Source organism: Sanguibacter sp. TS_SC_8, assembly GCF_055361235.1.
Window position 1 is genome coordinate 2,572,585 of the sequence record NZ_CM143955.1, and the last position, 18,618, is coordinate 2,591,202.

11 protein-coding genes and 1 pseudogene are annotated in these 18,618 nt (G+C 67.0%); 10 read left to right on the forward strand and 2 right to left on the reverse strand.

Annotated features, from left to right (window positions below; translation table 11 throughout):
- The first annotated feature begins 92 nt into the window (after positions 1–92).
- The 3 genes from glnA to ACWA15_RS11725 all read left to right on the forward strand — a co-directional run bounded on the left by glnA (position 93) and on the right by ACWA15_RS11725 (position 3,444).
- Positions 93–1,517 (forward strand): type I glutamate--ammonia ligase, encoded by a 1,425-nt coding sequence (gene glnA / locus ACWA15_RS11715; protein ID WP_464055439.1) that lies wholly within the window; start codon positions 93–95, stop codon positions 1,515–1,517.
- Between the two features lie 158 nt (positions 1,518–1,675).
- The gene (locus tag ACWA15_RS11720) at positions 1,676–2,122 is read left to right on the forward strand and encodes a hypothetical protein (RefSeq protein ID WP_464055440.1); all 447 of its coding nucleotides are present in this window, start codon (positions 1,676–1,678) and stop codon (positions 2,120–2,122) included.
- On the forward strand, positions 2,119–3,444 hold the full coding sequence (locus ACWA15_RS11725) for a hypothetical protein (RefSeq protein ID WP_464055442.1): 1,326 nt from the start codon (positions 2,119–2,121) through the stop codon (positions 3,442–3,444). The genes ACWA15_RS11720 and ACWA15_RS11725 overlap by 4 nt, the downstream gene beginning before the upstream one ends.
- Positions 3,445–3,735: 291 nt before the next feature.
- Here the strand turns inward: ACWA15_RS11725 and ACWA15_RS11730 are convergent.
- A protein-coding gene (locus tag ACWA15_RS11730; RefSeq protein ID WP_464059491.1) for an IS3 family transposase occupies positions 3,736–4,898 on the reverse strand; the annotation gives its coding sequence in 2 pieces (ribosomal slippage) (positions 3,736–4,617 and positions 4,620–4,898; 1,161 coding nt in all).
- A gap of 132 nt (positions 4,899–5,030) precedes the next feature.
- Positions 5,031–5,636 (reverse strand): annotated as a pseudogene (locus tag ACWA15_RS11735) (TIGR02391 family protein); the annotation flags it as partial.
- 111 nt (positions 5,637–5,747) lie between these two features.
- On the opposite strand from ACWA15_RS11735, the gene ACWA15_RS11740 reads away from it, so the two are divergent.
- From ACWA15_RS11740 to ACWA15_RS11770, 7 genes are all read left to right on the forward strand, one after another.
- Positions 5,748–7,061, forward strand: a complete 1,314-nt coding sequence (locus tag ACWA15_RS11740) for a ComEC/Rec2 family competence protein (protein ID WP_464055443.1) — start codon at positions 5,748–5,750, stop codon at positions 7,059–7,061.
- Positions 7,058–9,502 (forward strand): ThiF family adenylyltransferase, encoded by a 2,445-nt coding sequence (locus tag ACWA15_RS11745; protein ID WP_464055445.1) that lies wholly within the window; start codon positions 7,058–7,060, stop codon positions 9,500–9,502. Before ACWA15_RS11740 ends, ACWA15_RS11745 begins: the two co-directional genes overlap by 4 nt.
- Positions 9,499–10,572: a patatin-like phospholipase family protein gene (locus ACWA15_RS11750; RefSeq protein ID WP_464055446.1), complete on the forward strand. Its 1,074-nt coding sequence runs from the start codon at positions 9,499–9,501 to the stop codon at positions 10,570–10,572. The genes ACWA15_RS11745 and ACWA15_RS11750 overlap by 4 nt, the downstream gene beginning before the upstream one ends.
- Positions 10,573–10,876: 304 nt before the next feature.
- On the forward strand, positions 10,877–12,418 hold the full coding sequence (locus tag ACWA15_RS11755) for a DUF3375 family protein (RefSeq protein ID WP_464055447.1): 1,542 nt from the start codon (positions 10,877–10,879) through the stop codon (positions 12,416–12,418).
- On the forward strand, positions 12,415–13,203 hold the full coding sequence (locus ACWA15_RS11760; RefSeq protein WP_464055448.1) for a DUF4194 domain-containing protein: 789 nt from the start codon (positions 12,415–12,417) through the stop codon (positions 13,201–13,203). The genes ACWA15_RS11755 and ACWA15_RS11760 overlap by 4 nt, the downstream gene beginning before the upstream one ends.
- Complete coding sequence (locus ACWA15_RS11765; protein WP_464055449.1) at positions 13,200–16,613, forward strand: ATP-binding protein; 3,414 nt, start codon at positions 13,200–13,202, stop codon at positions 16,611–16,613. Before ACWA15_RS11760 ends, ACWA15_RS11765 begins: the two co-directional genes overlap by 4 nt.
- Positions 16,610–17,797, forward strand: a complete 1,188-nt coding sequence (locus ACWA15_RS11770; RefSeq protein ID WP_464055450.1) for a Wadjet anti-phage system protein JetD domain-containing protein — start codon at positions 16,610–16,612, stop codon at positions 17,795–17,797. The genes ACWA15_RS11765 and ACWA15_RS11770 overlap by 4 nt, the downstream gene beginning before the upstream one ends.
- Positions 17,798–18,618 lie beyond the last annotated feature (821 nt).

The following is an 18,618-nucleotide window of genomic DNA, read 5'->3' on the forward strand; positions in this document are numbered from 1 at the left end:
TCGACGAAACATGGGGAACACCGGTGGGAAACCCGGCCCCTCTAGATTTGACAGTGCCCGGGACTAGGGCGACACCGACCAAGGAGTAGCGGATGTTCAAGAACGCCGAGGAGGCAATCGCCTTCACCCAGGACGAGAGCGTCGAGTTCGTCGACGTCCGGTTCTGCGATCTGCCGGGTGTGATGCAGCACTTCAACATCCCCATCTCGCAGTTCGAAGCTTCAGCCTTCACCGACGGCATGATGTTCGACGGATCCTCGATCCGCGGATTCCAGGCCATCCACGAGTCCGACATGAAGCTCATCCCGGACGTCACGACCGCGTACATCGACCCGTTCCGCAAGCGCAAGACGCTCATCGTGAACTTCTCGATCGTCGACCCGTTCACCGACGAGGCCTACTCCCGCGACCCCCGCAACGTAGCGTTCAAGGCCGAGGCCTACCTGCGCAGCACGGGCATCGCCGACACGGCGTTCTTCGCCCCCGAGGCCGAGTTCTACATCTTCGACAGCGTCCGCTACCAGACGAACCAGCACTCGAGCTACTACTTCCTCGACTCCAAGGAAGCGGCCTGGAACTCCGGCCGCGAGGAAGAGGGCGGCAACCTCGGCTACAAGACGCCGTACAAGGGTGGCTACTTCCCCGTCTCCCCCAACGACCAGATGGCTGACCTGCGCGACGAGATGTGCGCGGTCCTCGGTCAGGTCGGCCTCGACGTCGAGCGCGCGCACCACGAGGTGGGCACCGCCGGCCAGCAGGAGATCAACTACCGCTTCTCGACGCTGACCGCCGCTGCGGACGACCTCATGAAGTTCAAGTACGTCATCAAGAACGTCGCCTGGGAAGCCGGCAAGTCGGCCACCTTCATGCCGAAGCCGCTCTTCGGCGACAACGGCTCGGGCATGCACTCCCACCAGTCCCTGTGGAAGGACGGCGTGCCGCTGTTCTACGACGAGAAGGGCTACGGCGGGCTCTCCGACATGGCGCGCTGGTACATCGGTGGCCTGCTCAAGCACGCCCCCGCGCTGCTCGCCTTCACCAACCCGTCGGTGAACTCCTACCACCGTCTGGTCCCGGGCTACGAGGCCCCGGTCAACCTCGTCTACTCCGCCCGCAACCGTTCTGCGTGCATCCGTATCCCGGTCACCGGGAACAACCCCAAGGCCAAGCGCATCGAGTTCCGCGTGCCGGACCCGACGGCGAACCCCTACCTCGCGTTCTCGGCCCAGCTCCTCGCCGGCATCGACGGGATCAAGAACCGGATCGAGCCCCCGGAGCCGGTCGACAAGGACCTCTACGAGCTCCCCCCCGAGGAGCACGCCGCGATCCAGCAGGTCCCGGCCTCCCTCGAGGAGGCCCTCTCCGCCCTCGAGGCCGACCACGACTTCCTCACCGTCGGGGACGTCTTCACCCCCGACCTCATCGAGACGTGGATCGACTACAAGCGCACCCAGGAGATCGACCCGATCCGCCTGCGCCCGCACCCGCACGAGTTCGCGCTGTACTACGACATGTGATCGTCGCCGGTCACGGCACCAGCCGTGAGCCGCTGACCTGCAGTGATGGCACCCCGGCCGCCCCTTGTGGCGGCCGGGGTGCTTCGCTTTTGCCACAGGTTTGCCACAGCACGGTGCGGCGACTGCCCCGCGGGAGCCCCACCCGGACGGTGCCGGGCATGCACCCACGCGTCACGCCCCTGCCCCCGGTCGAGCTCACCGACCCGCTGTGGACGATCGAGCACCTGGCCCGCGCGCTGCGTCTGGGCGAGCGGGCCACCCGCACCGCGATCACCGCAGCCGGCTTCCCCACCCCGTTCCGCCTCACCGCCTCCCCCACCGCCCGGCTGTACTGGGTCCGCGAGCACGTGCTGACCCACTTCGCCGACCGCGCCACCGCGCCGCCCACCGCCGTGCCACGCGCCGCTGAGGCGCCCGCGGCGCCAACCGCCTCCCCGGCGTCGCCACAGCCGCCCCGGCTGCGCCCAGGCGCGGCCGCCATGTCTTCCGCGCCGCCCGCCGCCACCCCACGCGGCCTGTCGGCCCCTGCCCCTCCATCGGATCCTGTTGCGGCGGCCTGGGCCGCGATCCACGCCCTGCCCACCACCGGGGGGCGAGCCCGATGACTGCTCCCGGGCGCCTGGTGGGAGCCGGGCGCGTCACCTTGTACCCCCCGACCCCCGCCCGCGCGTACTTCCGCCTCACGTTCACCGACCCCGACGGCCACCGCCGCCAGCGCAGCGCCGGCCGCGACCCGGCCGCCGCCCTCGCGCTGGCCCAGACCCTCGACACCGACCTGTCCCGCCAGCATGGCGAAGCTGGCCACCGCACCCTGGGCGACCTCGCCGCCGCGTACGTCTCCACCCCGCGCCGACGCCGGCGCACCCCGCAGGGCCGCCTCACCGGTAAGGACTGGCAACCCACCCAGCACGCCCAGGTCCGCCAGAGCCTGTGCCGGGCCGTCCAGGACGTCGCCGCTCTGCCGGCGTGGTCCCTGGACCGGAAGGTCATCGACCACATGCGCACCGCCTGCGGCACCGACTCCGGCGTCCACCAGATGACGTCCGTCGTGCGCACCTTCCTGCGCTGGTGCGAGGAGCAGGGCGCACTCACCCCGGAGCAGGTCGCCCTGCTGCCAGCCACCAACGCCTCCGCCCGCGCGCCCCGCTACGCTCAGCCCACCCCACGCCCGGCCCGACCGCGCCTGGCCCGGCGCCAGGGCCAGGCCGCTGACTACGTCGGGGAGGAAGACTGCCCCCCCCGGGCCGAGGTGCTCACCCTGGCCAGTGCACTGCAGGACCGGTTCCGCTGGGGAGAGCTCGCGGTGCACACCGCAGTGGGCACGGGCCTGCGCGAAGGCGAACAGTTCCAGCTCAGCCACGGCGACCTGGAGCGCGGCGACGACGGCACGCTCTACGTGCGCGTGGACTGGCAGTGGTCCAGCCTGCCCGGGCGCCGCTGCGACCCCAAGCACCGCAAACGCCGCGTCGTCCCGGTCAGCCCCCGCACCCGCGACGGCTACCCGCTCGATGACGCCCTGATGAAGCGCGCGGACCAGGCCCGCGCCGAGCAGGCCGCCGGGACCAACCCGGACGGGCTGCTCTTCCCCGCCCCCGCCGGCGGCATGTGGTGGCCGTCCAGCCTGATCACCAAGTGCATCGTTCCAGCTATGAAGGCCGCCGGCTGGGCCTACGTCACCATCACCGAGGAACGCACCCGCCGCGGCACCAGCACCCGCCAGGCAGTACAGGTCACGCAGATGCACCGCACGTGGCACTCCCTACGCCACCGCTTCGCTCGCGACATGATCGACCACTTCCACCTGCCCGAAGGCGCGCTCATGGCCATCGGTGGCTGGGAGAACCTCAGCGTCGTGCAGGCCAGGTACTACCGCACCGGCGCCGAGCACGTCGCCGCCGCCGCACTCGCCCTGCGCGCGGCGGCCTGACCTGACCTTGCAGGACTGTTGGCAACCAGCACCGGCACAGGTCCACGACAGACGCCGATCCCCTGGTCACCGAGGCCCGGGTCGACTTCGCGAAACGGTGCGTGCTCGCCTGGGTGCCCCTCGGTGTCACTGGCGCTCGTCGCCGACCAGTCCGGGCAGCGGCCGGAAGGCCGTCATCCCTGTCGATGTCGATCACCCCGAGCGCGGCGTCGTCACGGCTCGTGCTCCCTCCGCGCCAAACGCCTGCGCCCTTACCAAGGGGACTGCTGCACGAATAGGTGACAGTTCGTCTCAGGCGGCGAGTGCGACCTGAGTGGTCATGATGGCTTCGTATTCGATGGGGGTCAACCGGCCGAGACGGGCTTGCCTGCGGCGGCGGTGGTAGGTGCGTTCGATCCAGGTGATGATCGCCAGTCGCAGCTCGGTCCGGGTGGTCCAGCGGTGCCGGCCGGGGACGTTCTTCTGCAGCAAGGCGAAGAAGGATTCCATGGCTGCGTTGTCACCGGCTGAGGCGACCTGACCCATGGATCCGATGAGGTGGTGGCGGGTGAGTTCGCGCAGGAACTTCCGGGATCGGAACTGGCTGCCGCGGTCGCTGTGCACCACGCAGCCGGCCACGTCACCGCCCCGACGCTGGACCGCGGAGCGCAGGGCATCGACCGCGAGAGAGGCTTCCATGCGGTCGCTGATGGAGTAACCCACGATCCGGTTGGAGTAGACGTCCTTGATCGCGCAGAGGTAGACCTTGCCCTCACCGGTGGCGTGCTCGGTGATATCAGTCAGCCACAGCTCGTTGGGGCCGCTGGCGGTGAACTTGCGCTCGACGAGGTCGTCGTGGGCTGGCGGACCCGGCTTCTTGCCGTTCTTCCCGCGCTTCTTCCCGAACGCGCTCCACCAGCCGTTGGCTGAGCAGATCGCCCAGACGGTCCGGTCGCACGCCCGCTGCCCGGCCAGGCTAGCTTCGTCGGCCAGGAGGCGGTGCCCGAACTCCGGGTCGTCGCGGTGGGCGTCGAAGAGGGCGTTCGCCAGGTAGGCCTGACGTAGTTCCAGGGCGGTGACCGGCGCCGCGAGCCAGCGGTAGTACGGCGCTCTGGAGAGCTTGAGGACCCGGCACGTCACCGCGACGGGGATCCCGTCACCGGCGAGCTCTGTCACGAGCGGGTAGCTCATTTTCCCGGCAGATGCGCCTGGGCGAAGTACGCCGCCGCGCGGCGCAGTACCTCGTTCTCCTGCTCGAGCAGTCGGACACGTTTCTTGGCTTCACGCAGCTCGGCCGACTCCGACGCGGTCACGCCGGGGCGCTTGCCGGCCTCGACGTCCGCGGCTTGGAGCCAGTTGCGCAGGCACGAGTCGGAGATTCCGAAGTCCTTGGCGATCTGGGCGATCGGAGCCTCGCCGCGCCGGGCGATCGCCACGACGTCGTCGCGGAACTCCTTGGGGTGAGCTTTAGGCATGGTCAACATCCTCCCAGCAGTGCCCACAGGCACCACAAGTGGGGTGTCACCTATTCGTGCAGCAGTCCCTCCTGCCAACTGCTCGAGCGCTTCGTTCTCTGGAAGTTCTGGAAGCTCGTCGTGGTTGGCGGGATTCCGAATGGCTTGAAATAGTCCCCTCGCGAAGAAGCCTGCGCCCTCGTGGAGGTTTCGGAACGTGTCGCTCGCGTCATCGTCCATCAATCGAAGCCGTGGCCTGCCGGCCTCCGGCGGTTTGACAGAGAAGACATCCGCAATGAGCTTCCACTCGGAGGCGTCACGTCGATTCACCTTGGACTGCACCTGGCCGTTGAGGGCTCGAGCGGCTACCGTTACCGCCTCGCGAAGGTGTCCGGTCGCCCACAATGACCTGCAGCTCTCCCAAATCCAAGGGTGCAACGATGCTGCTGACAAGTCCGGCGCATCCTCACCCAAGTGCAGCCGAACGTCATCAGCCGCATCGAGCTCGGCGAGTGCCCGGATGGTCGCAACCATGTGGAGGTTCCACGGCAGGTCGTCGTCAAATGGCAGGGAACGCCAGGTCGGAGTAATGCGATCGAGGATCTTTTCTGCCGTCTGCGCCTCTCGCTGAACCTGCTCAAGCGGATGTACGAAACGCCATGAGCCTGTACTCATCATGTAAGCCGGGGGTGGGGTGTACTGAACCCTCAAGGTCTCTTGGAACTTGGCCAACTGCGCGCGCGCCCACGACTCGTTCATAGAGGCACTCTAGCGACCCGAGTCGGGTGGTGACGCGCCTCACGTTGGATGTCAGTGGGTGCATCTAGGCTCTGCTCAGCGTGTTCTAGCCAACTCTCTGGAAGGTGTCGCATGAGTGAGTCTGAGGGTCTCCCAGCCCGTGGCGTGGTGTTCTGGCCTGTGGGTACCGGTGACAGCGCGACGGTAGTCGTCGACGACCTGGTCGTGTTGCAGGTCGATCTGCACGATATGGCGAAGGCGGATGACGACGCCGAGCCGGAGGTCGCGGTCGTGGACCGGCTGGTTGAAGCGCTTCCCGTCGTAGACGGGATGCCCTACCTTTCAACGTTCGTGCTCACGCACGCCGACAAGGACCACTGCCTCGGCTTTGCGGATCTGCTTGCCCAGGTGCGGATCGGCGAGTTGTGGTCGACGCCGCGGCTGTGGCGGGAGTACAACGACGAGGATGCCCCGGAGCTGTGCAAGGACGCGATCGCGTTCCGTGAGGAGTCAGAACGACGCATCGAAGCGACCATGGTCGCTGTGGGCAAGGGGCTCACGCCGGAGAGTGGTGACCGGATCCGCGTGGTCGGGTACGACGCCGATCACAGTTCGCACGCGTACGACGAGCTGCCCGACGAGTACCTGGCATGGCCAGGGCAGTCGTTGACGTTCCTGGACGGTTTCGACCGCACAGGCATGTTCGAAGCATTCATCCACGCCCCATTCAAGGACGACGCTGCCGCCGCACGGAACGACACTTCGTTGTCGATGCAGGTCACTCTTACTGACGAGACCGGCGTTGACGGGAAGGTGCTGCTGTTCGGCGACCTGGCGCACGACACGATCATGAAGATCTTCGACTACAGCGAGTACTACGAGCGAACGCAGTACTTGCAGTGGGACGTTCTGCTGGCCCCCCACCATTGCTCCAAGAAGGTGATGTACGAGAGGGACGCCGATGGCGAGGAGGTTCTCCAGTACGACGTGCTCAACGCTTTCGAGCGACATGCGCGTCCCGGCGCCACAGTCGTGTGCAGCAGCGGCGTGTTCCCCGACGTGGACGTCGACGGACACAACCCTCCGCACAAGATGGCCGCTGATCGGTACGCCGAACTCGTCGACGAAGTGATCTGCACAATGTCCTGGGTCGACGAGGGCGCCCCGATGCCTGTCGTGTTCGGTGTCGATGCAGCCGGTGCCCGCATCCTCCGCGGCGACCTCGTCAAGAATGCGGCGCAGGAGGCCGCGACAGAGCTGAACCTGATGGCCATCGGACACCGGTTCGCAGCAGTCACCGCCTCCGCCGTCGCGGTGGCCAAAGCACTACCGGCTGCACGGGCGGAGTCAACACGGGCGACTGGCCCGGAGCGCGTCGATGTGGCGGTCGCGGCGGACCGTGGAGGAGCTAGCGCACCGGCAACCCCAGTCGGGTTCGGACGTTGAGTGAGCTGGCACGCCGCCAGCTCACCGGGCTCGCGGAGGTCAGCGGCGGTGCCGTCGAACTGCTGAGCGAGACCTCCGACGAGTCCGGGCGGGTCACGTTCACCGTGTCGCTCGACACCTCAGGGATCTCGACCTCGGGCGCAGGCATTCGCGTCCGCAATCGCGAGCGGTTCGAGATCCTCGTCGACCCGTCGTTCCCGTACGTACACCCGAGCGTGGAGGTTGCGCACCGTCGCTGGGCGGGGACGCCGCACGTGCAGTGGGGCGGTCATCTGTGCCTGTACGCAGCTCCCACAGTGGAGTGGAACCCCGCGGACGGTATGCGCGGACTGATCTCGCGCCTCAACCTCTGGCTCCAGCGGGCGGCCACTGGAGAGCTCGACCCGGACGGCCAGCCACTGCACCCTCCCGTCGCATACGCCTCCTACCAAAACGGATGGGTGGTCATCCGCCCGGATCTCGGAGACCTCGCGCCGTGGTCCGAACACCACACGAAGCGGACCCGGCTCGTGTATGCGTGGTGCGCCAAGCGCGGCAGCCGCATCGATGTTCTCGAGTGGCTGACCGAAGAGACTGTCCTCCAACGGCATCTCGCCGATGAACTGCATGCCCACGATGAACATGGTCAGGTTCTGTTCGCCGCACCGTTGGTGCTCATCAGCGACACCCTCGACATGGAGTACCCCAACACTGCTGAGGAACTCTCGGCTGCGCTGGATGAACGTGGATGTTCGAGAGAGGAGCTCCTTCGCGCACTCGTCAATGCGCGTCGGGTCAACAAGTTCTCCGGCGCTGACCCAGACAGTGACGAGTCCATCCCGGCGATGATGCTGCTCGGAACCCCCGGCCGCCGGGTCGAGCCCGGACGCCCGCTCGCCCACATCACAGCTTGGCACCTCGACGACCTGGGGAGCAAGATCACTAGCCTTCTTGACCGAGTCGACCCAGTGGAGCAGGCCGAGCTCGCCGCTGGCGTGAGAGAGCTCGCCGACGACTGGCTTGGATTCGCAAAGGTCCGGTGGATGGTGGTGCACGAAGCTCGACCTGAGGTCACCCGTCGACGCGACTCGGGGTCGCCCGCCCAGTGGCTCTCGGGGAAGAAAGTGCTGGTCCTCGGAGCCGGAGCACTCGGAGCGCCGATCGCCGAGCATTGCGTCCGCGCCGGCGTTTCGATGCTCCACGTCGTCGACAAGGGCATCATCACGCCTGGAATCCTGGTGCGTCAGCCGTACGACGACGCGAATGTCGGATATGGCAAGGCCGAGATCCTGGCGCAGCGACTGTCCAAGATCCGCCACGACCTTTCGGTCACCCACGACCGCCAGAACGTCACCACCGCAACGCTTGCAGACCCAGACCCGCTGCTCGGCTACGACCTGATCGTCGACGCGACGGCGGACATCGGAGTGCGGACTCGCATCGAGGCTGTGCGCGCCGCCGTTCGCGACCGATGGCCGACAACCATCACCGCACTGTTCGGACACACCGCCCAGCGTGGCGTCGCGACTGTCGCCAGGCGCGGTGCGACCGGGAGCGGCCACGACATCCTCCGCCGGCTCGCCATCGACACGGAGACCAACCCGCCACCCGGATGGAAAACGGTCGCTGACGACCTCTTTCCCAACCCGCCCAGGACCGAACTGTTCTTCCCCGAGCCCGGCTGCTCGTCCCCCACATTCACCGGATCGGCCACAGACGCTACGGCTCTGGCGTCGGCTCTATTCGCCGCTGCGATCACGGCCGTCTCCTCATCGGAAGGCCCGCGGATGGTAGCCGTCGGATACGACCTGACACCCGGCGCTACGGGAGTGCGGCCCGCACCACTGGCCTGGCAGGAAGATCTCGTCCAGACCGACCAGACCGGAGAGCACGAGGTCCGTGTCAGCGCTCGCGCGCTAGCCGAGATGCGCACGGAAGTACGCCGTGGACACCGGGTACGCGGTGCCGGGGTCGAGACAGGAGGGATGCTTCTCGGCAGCATCGACGATGCCACGCACACCGTTTACGTCGACGCCGCCACAGGCCCCTCCCCCGACAGCCACCTCTCGGCCGCCTACTTCGACCACGGCACGGACGGGACGCAAGAGATAGTCGCGAAGACCCGGAAGTCCACGGCCGACCGGGTCGGGTTCATCGGTATGTGGCACACGCACCCCTACGGACACGCCTGGCCCAGCCCAACCGACGAAGCAGGCATGGCCGACATCGTCGCCCCCGACGGGACGGGCCGCCGGGCGACGATGCTGATCCTCGGTGGTGACAACGCAACATGGCGACGATGGGTCGACGACGGGATACCGCCGGACATCTACGCCTGCGTCGTCAGTCGCGCGGCCGCCCGGCGACCCGAGGGCGCCAAGACCGCGCCATACCTCGATCCAGCGGTCGTATGGTTTCCCGGAGGGTATTCATACCGCGCACCCCGAGGCGGAAACCAGTGACCCCGAAAATCGGCCTCGCACTGTCAGGCGGAGGATTTCGGGCTACCGCCTTCGGCCTCGGGTGCCTCCGGGCCCTTCATGATCGGGACCTGCTCCGCCACGTAGACGTCGTCTCCGGAATCAGCGGAGGCAGCCTCCTCACCGCGATGTGGGCCTACGGACCTGAGCCGTTCGACGAGTTCGACGATACCGTCGTGAGCCTGCTCCGTCAGGGGCTACAGGTCGAACTCGTCCGTCGGGCGTTGTCCCCTCGAGCAGCGTTGCGTGCGTCAACGAGCGCTCTGCGTGCGCTAGGGCCAGAGCGTCGGCGTTCCTACTCACGGACGGACGCGCTGGTCGAGGCACTCGGCGCTCGCGACTTTGGCCAGAGGAACGTCTCGGACGTCACTCACCAGAGGCTGAACACGGTGATCTCAGCCACCGACATGGCCTCGGGGAACGCGGTGAGGTTCGGAAGCTCTGTGAGTTCCTGCTCCGCGTATGGGCAGATTGTCGACGAGGTGACTGTCGCAGAGGCGGTGGCGGCGTCGGCGGCGTTCCCTGCTCTGCTTCCAGCGCTCCGCCGTGAGTACGATTTCCGGGGGGCAGACGGTGCCAAGTACAGGCGTGCTGTCGTGATGACCGACGGTGGTGTCTACGACAATCTCGGGCTCGCTCCTGTGTTGCCCGGGCGCTCGTCGAGGTACAGCCAGCACGTCTACGACCTCGACTACATCATCGCCGTCGACGCCGGCAGAGGTCGGAGCGACCGGAGGACCGCTCGCTTCATGGCGGGCCGGCTCGCGCAGAGTTTCGACATCACGCACACGAAGTCTCAAGACGCCGCCCGTGGCCGGATCCACCAGGCAGGTCAAAATGCCGAGCTCAAGGGGTTCCTTCATGTCTATCTCGGGACCCGCGACGACCGACTTCCCGCACCCCCGGCTGACTTGGTCCCACAGAGCAGGGTGCGCGCCTACCCAACAAACTTCGCCGCGATGACTGCCGACAACCTGGACGCGCTGGCCGTTCGAGGCGAGCAGCTCGCCCGCACACTCATCAACGCGTACGCACCAGACCTTGAAGGGTAAGTCGGATGCCGAGACCGAAGCCCGGTCGTGATGTACGGCCTGGACCGTGCTCCGTAGTCGGGGTTCACGAGAGGGACGCAGCACCCCCACCGACTGGGCCGCAAGGTGCAGCTCTGGGCCGTTTGCGCAGATCTCAACAACGCGAAAGCGCAGGCCGAGGCGGGCGTTGTGTCAGCCCCACGTGCCATTCTCATCCTGGCGAATATACAAACACCGGACATGGGCCGGCTGGAGGAGACGCACGCATGATCAGGCAACACCCCGCGGCGCCACGAGCGCGCCGGCATTCTGTGCAGGTGCGCCGGTGAGCGCGATCGTTGGCGCGATGGCGCGGGCGGGCACGGCCTTTGCTGACCCAACTCTCACGATGCTGCACCAGCGCGATGCCCAGGTCACCACTGCGATCTTCGCTGCGTGCTTTCCGCGTGAGGTTCGCACTGTTCCGGTGGACAGGATGCACGGACTTGTCGAAGAGATGCTCGGGGAGTTGCGGGCGACTGAGTTCGCGGAAAAGGTCCCTGACAAGAGCAGCAAGGAGCTGTGTGCAAGTTGGCGGCAACGCCAATGGCTTGTGCGTGACGTCGATGACGGCGGCGGGGAGTTCTACTCCCTTACGTCTGCTGCCCAGTCGGCGCAGGGGACGGTGAATGGTCTTACGCGTGAGCGAACGTCCTTGAGCGGGCATCGCATTTCCAACATCGTCCAGGCGGTGCGCACCCTCAATGCGGATGCGCACCCTTCGCGCCCGGCGCGCATCGAAGCTCTTGAGCGAGAGAAGGCGGAGATTGAAGCGCGGCTGGCGGTCCTGCATTCTGATGAGCCTCTGCCTGCGGTGTCCCCGGACTACATGCTCAACGGCTTCATGGAGATCTTGACGCTCATTGCTGACCTCCCCCGTGACTTCCAACGCGTCCGTGAGTCCTTCGTCAGTCAACGCAGCGCGCTCCTGACGAAGTTCCGCAGCGCTGGGAGCACGGCGGGCGAACTGGTCGGCGACTATCTGGACCAGGCGGACCATCTGATGGACACCGCCCCGGGCCGGGCGTTCCAAGGTGCGTTGGAGCTGCTGCGTGACCAAGACATGCTCGAGCGGCTCTCGCAGGACCTCAAGGGTCTCCTGGAGCACCCCACGGCCGAGGACATCCTCAACGACGACGACCGGGCTGAACTGTCAGGCATCGCGCGGACACTGACCTCTGGGATCTCCACTGTCATCACACACCGCCGACAGGTGACCGCGGTCCTGCAGCAGAACATCCAGACGCACAACACAGAGAACGACCACCACCTCGAAAACGTCCTCCGTGACCTCGAGGCGTCGTTCGCCCCTTGGCTGGAGCGGACCGGGTCACGCACGCGTGTTGACCTGGAGCTGCTGCCGTTGCGTCCCCAGGTCAAGCACCTGCGCGAGCGGCTGTACGACCCCGCCGACGACCTCGCGCTCAAGCCGATGGCGCGGTCGCAGTCGTCAGCGCCCGAACCGATGACGCTCGCGCAGCTGCGCGCTCTCGGCGGACCGGACATGCCGGCGTTGCGCGCCCACCTGGAAGGCCTGTGGCGCACCGCCCCGGGCGCGACGTTGGCCAGTGCCTTCGCTCAGCTCCCGGACCCGTCCCGGCGACCCGCTGACCTCCTGGGCGCGGTGCAGGTGGCCACCGACAGTGCGCTCGTAGGTCGAGTTGACGCCTTCGAGCACGTGGAGACCCTGCGCCCTGACGGTGCGCGGCGCACCTGGGAAGTCCCCACGTTCGCGGTCGGGGCGCCCAAGGCCTCCCCTGGGCCCTCGTCGAAGCTGAACGACTTGCTGGAAGACCTTGAAGACGAGATGAAACGAGAGAGCGAATGAGCCAATTCACTGCCCAGCCCGGCATCGATGAGCCCCTCGTTGACGACAGCGACCTCGACCTCGACCTCGACCTCGACGACGACAGCCCGGACGGCTTCCTGCCCGGGGACGCGGGGATAGCCAGCGACCTGCCCGGGTCCCAGCAGTTCGACGGGGATACCGGGGACCTTGGCCCTGCAGCCCGTCGGGCGCTCATCGCGTTGGTCAAGTGGGAGTTCATCTCCGACTCCAGGCACCCGGCCGAGTGGAAGGCACTGCTCGCCAACCGCACCGATATCACCAAGCGGCTCAACGAGCTCTACCTCGAACTGCACGTCGACAGCGAGCGCAAGGTCGCGTTCAAACGCCAGGCGCCTGCCGCGGGAACCAGCAAGTTCCCCACCCTCCTGCATGACCGGGCATGGGGCCGGGAGGAGACGGTCCTGCTCGTGTACTTGCGGCGCAGGCTGCGACAAGGTCTTGCAGACGGGCAGACTCGGCACTTCGTCGAGCGCAGCGACATGCTCGCCTACGTCGACATGCTGCGCCCCGCCAACGCGACCAATCGCTCCAGCGACAAGACCGCTGCAAGCAACGCGATCGGCGCTCTTCACACCAGCGGTCTGCTGCGCGGGCGCAAGACGGACGACACCTTCGAGATCGACCGCGCGCTCGAGGCGCTCCTTCCGTTGGAGCGCCTGGACACGCTGCTGGCGTGGGTGACTACCGACGGGCAACCAGCCGACCAAGATGACACGCCCGCCAGTCTGGACGAGGCCGGCACTGACAAAGGAGAACTGCTGTGACTGCACTTGACGTCTTGCCAGGCCTGGACATCACCGACGTGGCCAGCACTTCCCAGTGGCGCCTGGAGACGTTGCAGGTCGCCAACTGGGGCGGATTTTCGAGCATCAACACCCTGCGCGTCGACCGAGAGTCGACGCTGCTTTCGGGGCAGTCTGGGACAGGGAAGTCGACGCTGCTCGACGCATACCTCGCGCTGATGATGCCCGGCACGACCGCGTTCAACGGCGCCTCCAACGACGCCGGCGGCGGACGTGCCCGTGGCCAAGAACAGCGATCGCTGTTGTCGTACCTGCGCGGGCAAATCGATACCACCACCGACGAGTCCCGCCAGTCCAAGGCGAAGGTCACCCGCGGGCACAAGGAACCCACCTGGGGTGGGATCGTCGGCCAGTTCATCGACGACGGCGGCCGCCGATTCAGCGTCGCGCGCCTCTACTATGTCCCTGCGTCTGCGACGTCAGATGTGGCGATCGTCAAGCGCCTGGTGACCATGGAGCGAGTCCTGGACCTGGAAGCGGTTATCCCTCTCGCGAACAACCGCTTCCAGCCGAATGAGCTCGAGTCCGCGTTCCCCTCGCTGACGGCGCACAAGGGCTACGGCGAGTTCGCAGAGAAGTTCTGCAAGCGGCTCGGCATCGGCACCGGAGGAGACGGCAAGACAGCCCTGAAGCTCTTGGCGCGCATCCAAGCCGGCCGGCAGATCAGCACCGTCGACGACCTCTACAAGTCCATGGTGCTGGAAGAGCCCTCGACATTCGTCGCAGCAGACCAGGCGTTGGCTCACTTCGACGAGCTCGACGGCACCTACCAGCGGATGGTCACCGAGCAGGACAAGGCACAGCGTCTGAGCCCCCTCCCCGGCCACCACGAACGCCTCCTGGTCGCGCAAAGCACCCTCGAGCAAGTCTCCGCCATCGGTCTGGACGCCATCGGCCTCAGTCCCCTGACCGTGTGGGAGACCGCCCAAGAGGCCGCGATGGTCACCGACGCCGAGACCATCGCCATGCAGAGGACCACTGCCACCGCCCTAGAGCTGCGCGTCGCCGTAGCGCAGGTCGACGAGGCCACCGTCGCCCAACGTGACGCGCTGACCGCCTACAACGCTGGCGGTGGCGATCGCATCGCCCAGCTCGACCAGAGCATCGCAGCGGCCGAACAGGAGCGCGCCCGGCAAGAGGGACGCCTCGCGACGCTCATCGCGAAGACCTCCCCGCTGAACACGGACATCGCCGCGCTCGACACAGACGCGTACAGCGCCCTGGTCACCGCCGGCACGGAGTTCCTGGAACAGGCGGAGGCGAAGGAAGCCGCCCTGCAGGAGCGGTTTGGCCCGCTGGCAGCAGACGCTGTCAACGCGCGGAACCGCCAGGAGGACCTGGAGAAGGAGCTCAAGGACGCCAAGGCCCGCCCGGGGCGCGTGCCTGCGTCGCTGGACCGTCAGCGCATGCAGGTCTGCGAAGCGACGGGAATGACGCGGGAGGACCTGCCGTTCGTCGCAGAGCTCTTGGACATCCCCGCGTCGCAGGAGCGTTGGCGCACCGCGATCGAGGTCACGCTGGGAGGAGTGACGTCGCGGATGGTGGTGCCCCAGGACCGCATCCGCGAGGTGTCGGCGACCGTGGACCGCATGCCCTGGACCACCCGCATGGGATTCGACGCCGTCCCGGTCGACCTGCCGAGGGCACCCAAACAGAATCCTGCGTCCGTGGCCGGCAAGCTTGAGGTCGCCGAAAGCAAGTTCGCCGGGTGGGTCTCCCAGCGTGTGAGCTCGCCAAAGCTCAACGCGTTGTGCGTGGAGACCGCTGAGGACCTGCAAGGCCAGGGAATGCGCGTCTCGCTCTCGGGGCAGAGCCGCAACGGGAACCGCTATGCCCACGGCCGCAGCGCCAAGGACCGCAACATCATCGGCTTCGACAACACCGGCGCCGTCGCTGAACTCGAAGCCGACCTCGCCGCGGCCGAACTCGAGCGAACCGCAGCCAGGCACGCGTATGACGCCGTGACGGGCGAACAGCAGTCCCTGCGCCACCTCACTTCCGCGCACGACGCCATCGTCCAAGGCTCGTTCCAGGACGTCGACGTGCGGGGCAGCGACACCCTACTCACCTCCCTGCGCACCGACCGCGAGAACCTCCTGACCGCAGATGATGCCCTGGCTGCGCTGAAGGAGCGCCTGGGCGAAGCAGAGCGGGAACTCCAGGAGCGCACCAAGGTTGCCGGCGGACTGGAGACGCAGCGCGAGCTGCTGGCCACGGAGTGGAAGAAGCTCGTGACGCGCACTGATCAGCTGACGAAGGCACATATTGGGCACGAGGAAGTCGGTGAAATCGACGCTAAGCCTCTGGCGCGCCTGGAGGCTTGGTGGAATGAGGCAACGACCACTGAGACGCGGCAGAGCCTCTCCGACTGGCCAGTGAACCGGAAGATGCTCCGTGAGAAGTTGAAGACCGAGCAGGGCGCCGCCAGCGCGGCACTGGAGGTGGCAACCGGTGAGATCCAGGCGATCCTCGTCTCCTACCAGCGGGCGCACTACGACCCGAACCTGGGAACCACGGTTGACGGCGTCGGGGACTACCTGGAGATCTACGACGAGATCCAGGCCACGGGGCTCGCCGCCCGCAGCCAGGAGTGGCGCGATCGCCTACTGCGGTGGAGCGGAGAGGACCTGGTGCCCCTGACCCAGGCGATGACCGAAGCGATCGTCGACATCAACGCACGCCTGGACCCGATCAACCGGATCCTGCACAAGCTGCCCTTCGGGCCGCTGAACCGCCGGCTCTACATCGACCTGCGACCAACTCCGGACGCTACGGTCCTGGACTTCCGCCGCCAGCTCTCCGCCCTGTCTTCTGGGGCGACGAGGGACCTGGACCTGGAGCAGATGCGGGAACGCTTCGAGGAGCTGAAGCAGTTCATGGCGTTGGTGCGCTCCCCCAACGACCCCCGCGTGGACCTCAACGTCGCCAATCGCGAGCACCTCCTCGACGTGCGCCGTCACGTGCACGTCACGGCGCAATGCCTGGACGGCGAGGGAGTCGAGTCCATCTTCGACTCCCTGGGCGGCAAGAGTGGCGGCGAGACGCAGGAGCTCATCGCGTTCATCGTGGGCGCTGCACTGCGGTACCGACTGGGAGACCAGCTCCGGGACCGTCCGCAGTTCGCGCCGGTGTTCCTCGACGAGGCGTTCATCAAGGCCGACGCGGAGTTCTCCGGCCGTGCTGTGAAGGCGTGGTTGGGGCTCGGCTTCCAACTAGTCGTCGGCGCGCCCACCGACAAGGTCTCCGCGCTCGAGCCGCACATGCGCGCGTTGGTCTCCATCACCAAGAACCACGTGAGCAACGAGTCGTTCCTGACGCACCTCACCGACGTAGACCGCACCCCGCCTGGTGCAGGAGAGGACACGCCGTGAAGCAGGACCCACCCGACCTTCTCACCACGGTGGCGGGGAAGCTGACCCAGCACCTGGCCGCGTATGTGGCCGGCACCAAGGCGTGGACCACTAGCTATGCGCTGGGGCAGTGGCAGGCGGAGGCACTAGCAGTGAACTTCGCCGCGGTGCCCCTGCGCGTGGACGCGTGGCGCCGGTGGGCGCGCGAGCAGGACGTGCAGTTGCGGTTCGCGAACCGCAAGGTCGACCGCGGCCTGCAGGCGACGATCATCACCCACGTTGAGCTGCCCGACCTGGACACCGCTGCACGCATCTGCGGCTCCCCGTGGCCGGCAGCCGTGCGGACCACCCGCGAACGCGCTGCAGCGCTCACGGCCCACTTCCCCCACCTGGGCGACTCCGCGCTGCTCGCCGTGGCACTCAAGCAAGCGCGGGACCTGAACGACGTGGCGTTCGACGTAGCAGTCAACGCCGGACAGTGGTTCGCGACAGCTGGCGACATCTCGGCCCTGACACCCCGGCAGGTGCCCCTCGAGGGCACCGACGCGAAGTGGCTCCAACGGCACAAGCGCATCGTGGCCAGCCTGGCCGGCCTGGAAGCGATAGAGCTCGCCGCGCCGCACCCGCCCCGCGCCCACTTCACCTACCTCGACCCGCAGCACCTCCTGGCAGGCGGGCGCCGGCACGACAGCGTGACTCTCGGCGACCGGGTAGCGCCGGCGTACGAACCGCGGGTGGTGATCATCTCCGAGAATAAGGACACCGCCCTGTTCTTCCCCCAGACGCCCAGCGCGATCTCGGTCGAGGGCGGTGGGAGCGCTTCGGTGCTCCTGGCCGACGTGAGCTTCATCGCGGCAGCCGATCTCGTCGTGTACTGGGGTGACCTCGACGCTGACGGGTTCGAGATCCTCGACCGACTCCGCGCCCGCGGCCTTGAGGTCACGTCGATGCTGATGGACCGCAGCACGTGGACGCGGTACGTGCGGTACGGCACCATGCTGGACAAAGACGGGCGCACGATCTCGCCGCGAGCGCCCAAGGAGGTGGCACACCTGACCACGCCTGAGCAGGAGATGTACCACCAACTCTGCAGCGAGGGGCACGTAGGACCTCGGCGTCTAGAGCAAGAGCGCATCCCGTTGACGGTGGCGGCCACCGCCCTGACCGAACTAACCAGTGGGCGCGCACGGGGTCCGTTTGCGTAGCCGCCCCAAAGTCCGGCTGGGCGGATGCATGGCGCGGCTGTCGGGGATTCTGCGCAAGCCGGGCACTTCGCCGGACGTGGACGCAGCCAGGCTCATGGCAGCCATTGGGCTCTCGCACGAGGAAATGCGGGCGTGCCGGAAGAAGGAGAACTCACTTGAACGATGATCAAGCGCCTGGAGGCCAACCAAGTCCTTGTCTCTCGCAGGGTCCAGCACTACATCCCGCAGCGCCTCACCCACGTAGATTTCAGTGGCATGACCGTCCGGCACGACCAAGTTCCCTTCATCTTCCTCGCCGGAGGCGACTGCTCAATTGACCGGATCCCAAACCGGCACACTTCCCGCCTGCAATGTAAAGGAACCCAAGCACTTCGGGATGTAAACGAACCTTTACATTCCACCTCGGACGATCGGCACCCCTCGGAGCGCCCGCCGAAGCCTCAGGTCAGGTCCAGTTCGCCCACTATCGAGACCGTTCTGAACGGCGTAGCGTGCAAACTAGAGGCGAGAGAGGAATCCACGTGCCACCAACTTGCCAAACCGGTCCACCTCACGACGCCGAGGAGATGCATGGCAGATGCACAACACCCACCGCTCCTTCGCGAGGCAGCGCGCTGACCTGGCCTTTTGTCAGCCCCTGGGAGCCTCTTCGTCTCTACTACGACATGTGATCGTTGCTGGTCGCGGCATGCGCCGTGAGTAGTTGATCTGCAGTGATGGCACCCCGGCCGCCCTTTGTGGCGGGCGGGGTGCTTCGCTCTTACCACGGCACCCAGCGCCGACTGCCGCGGACTCCGGGCATGCAGCTACGGGCAGGGCCC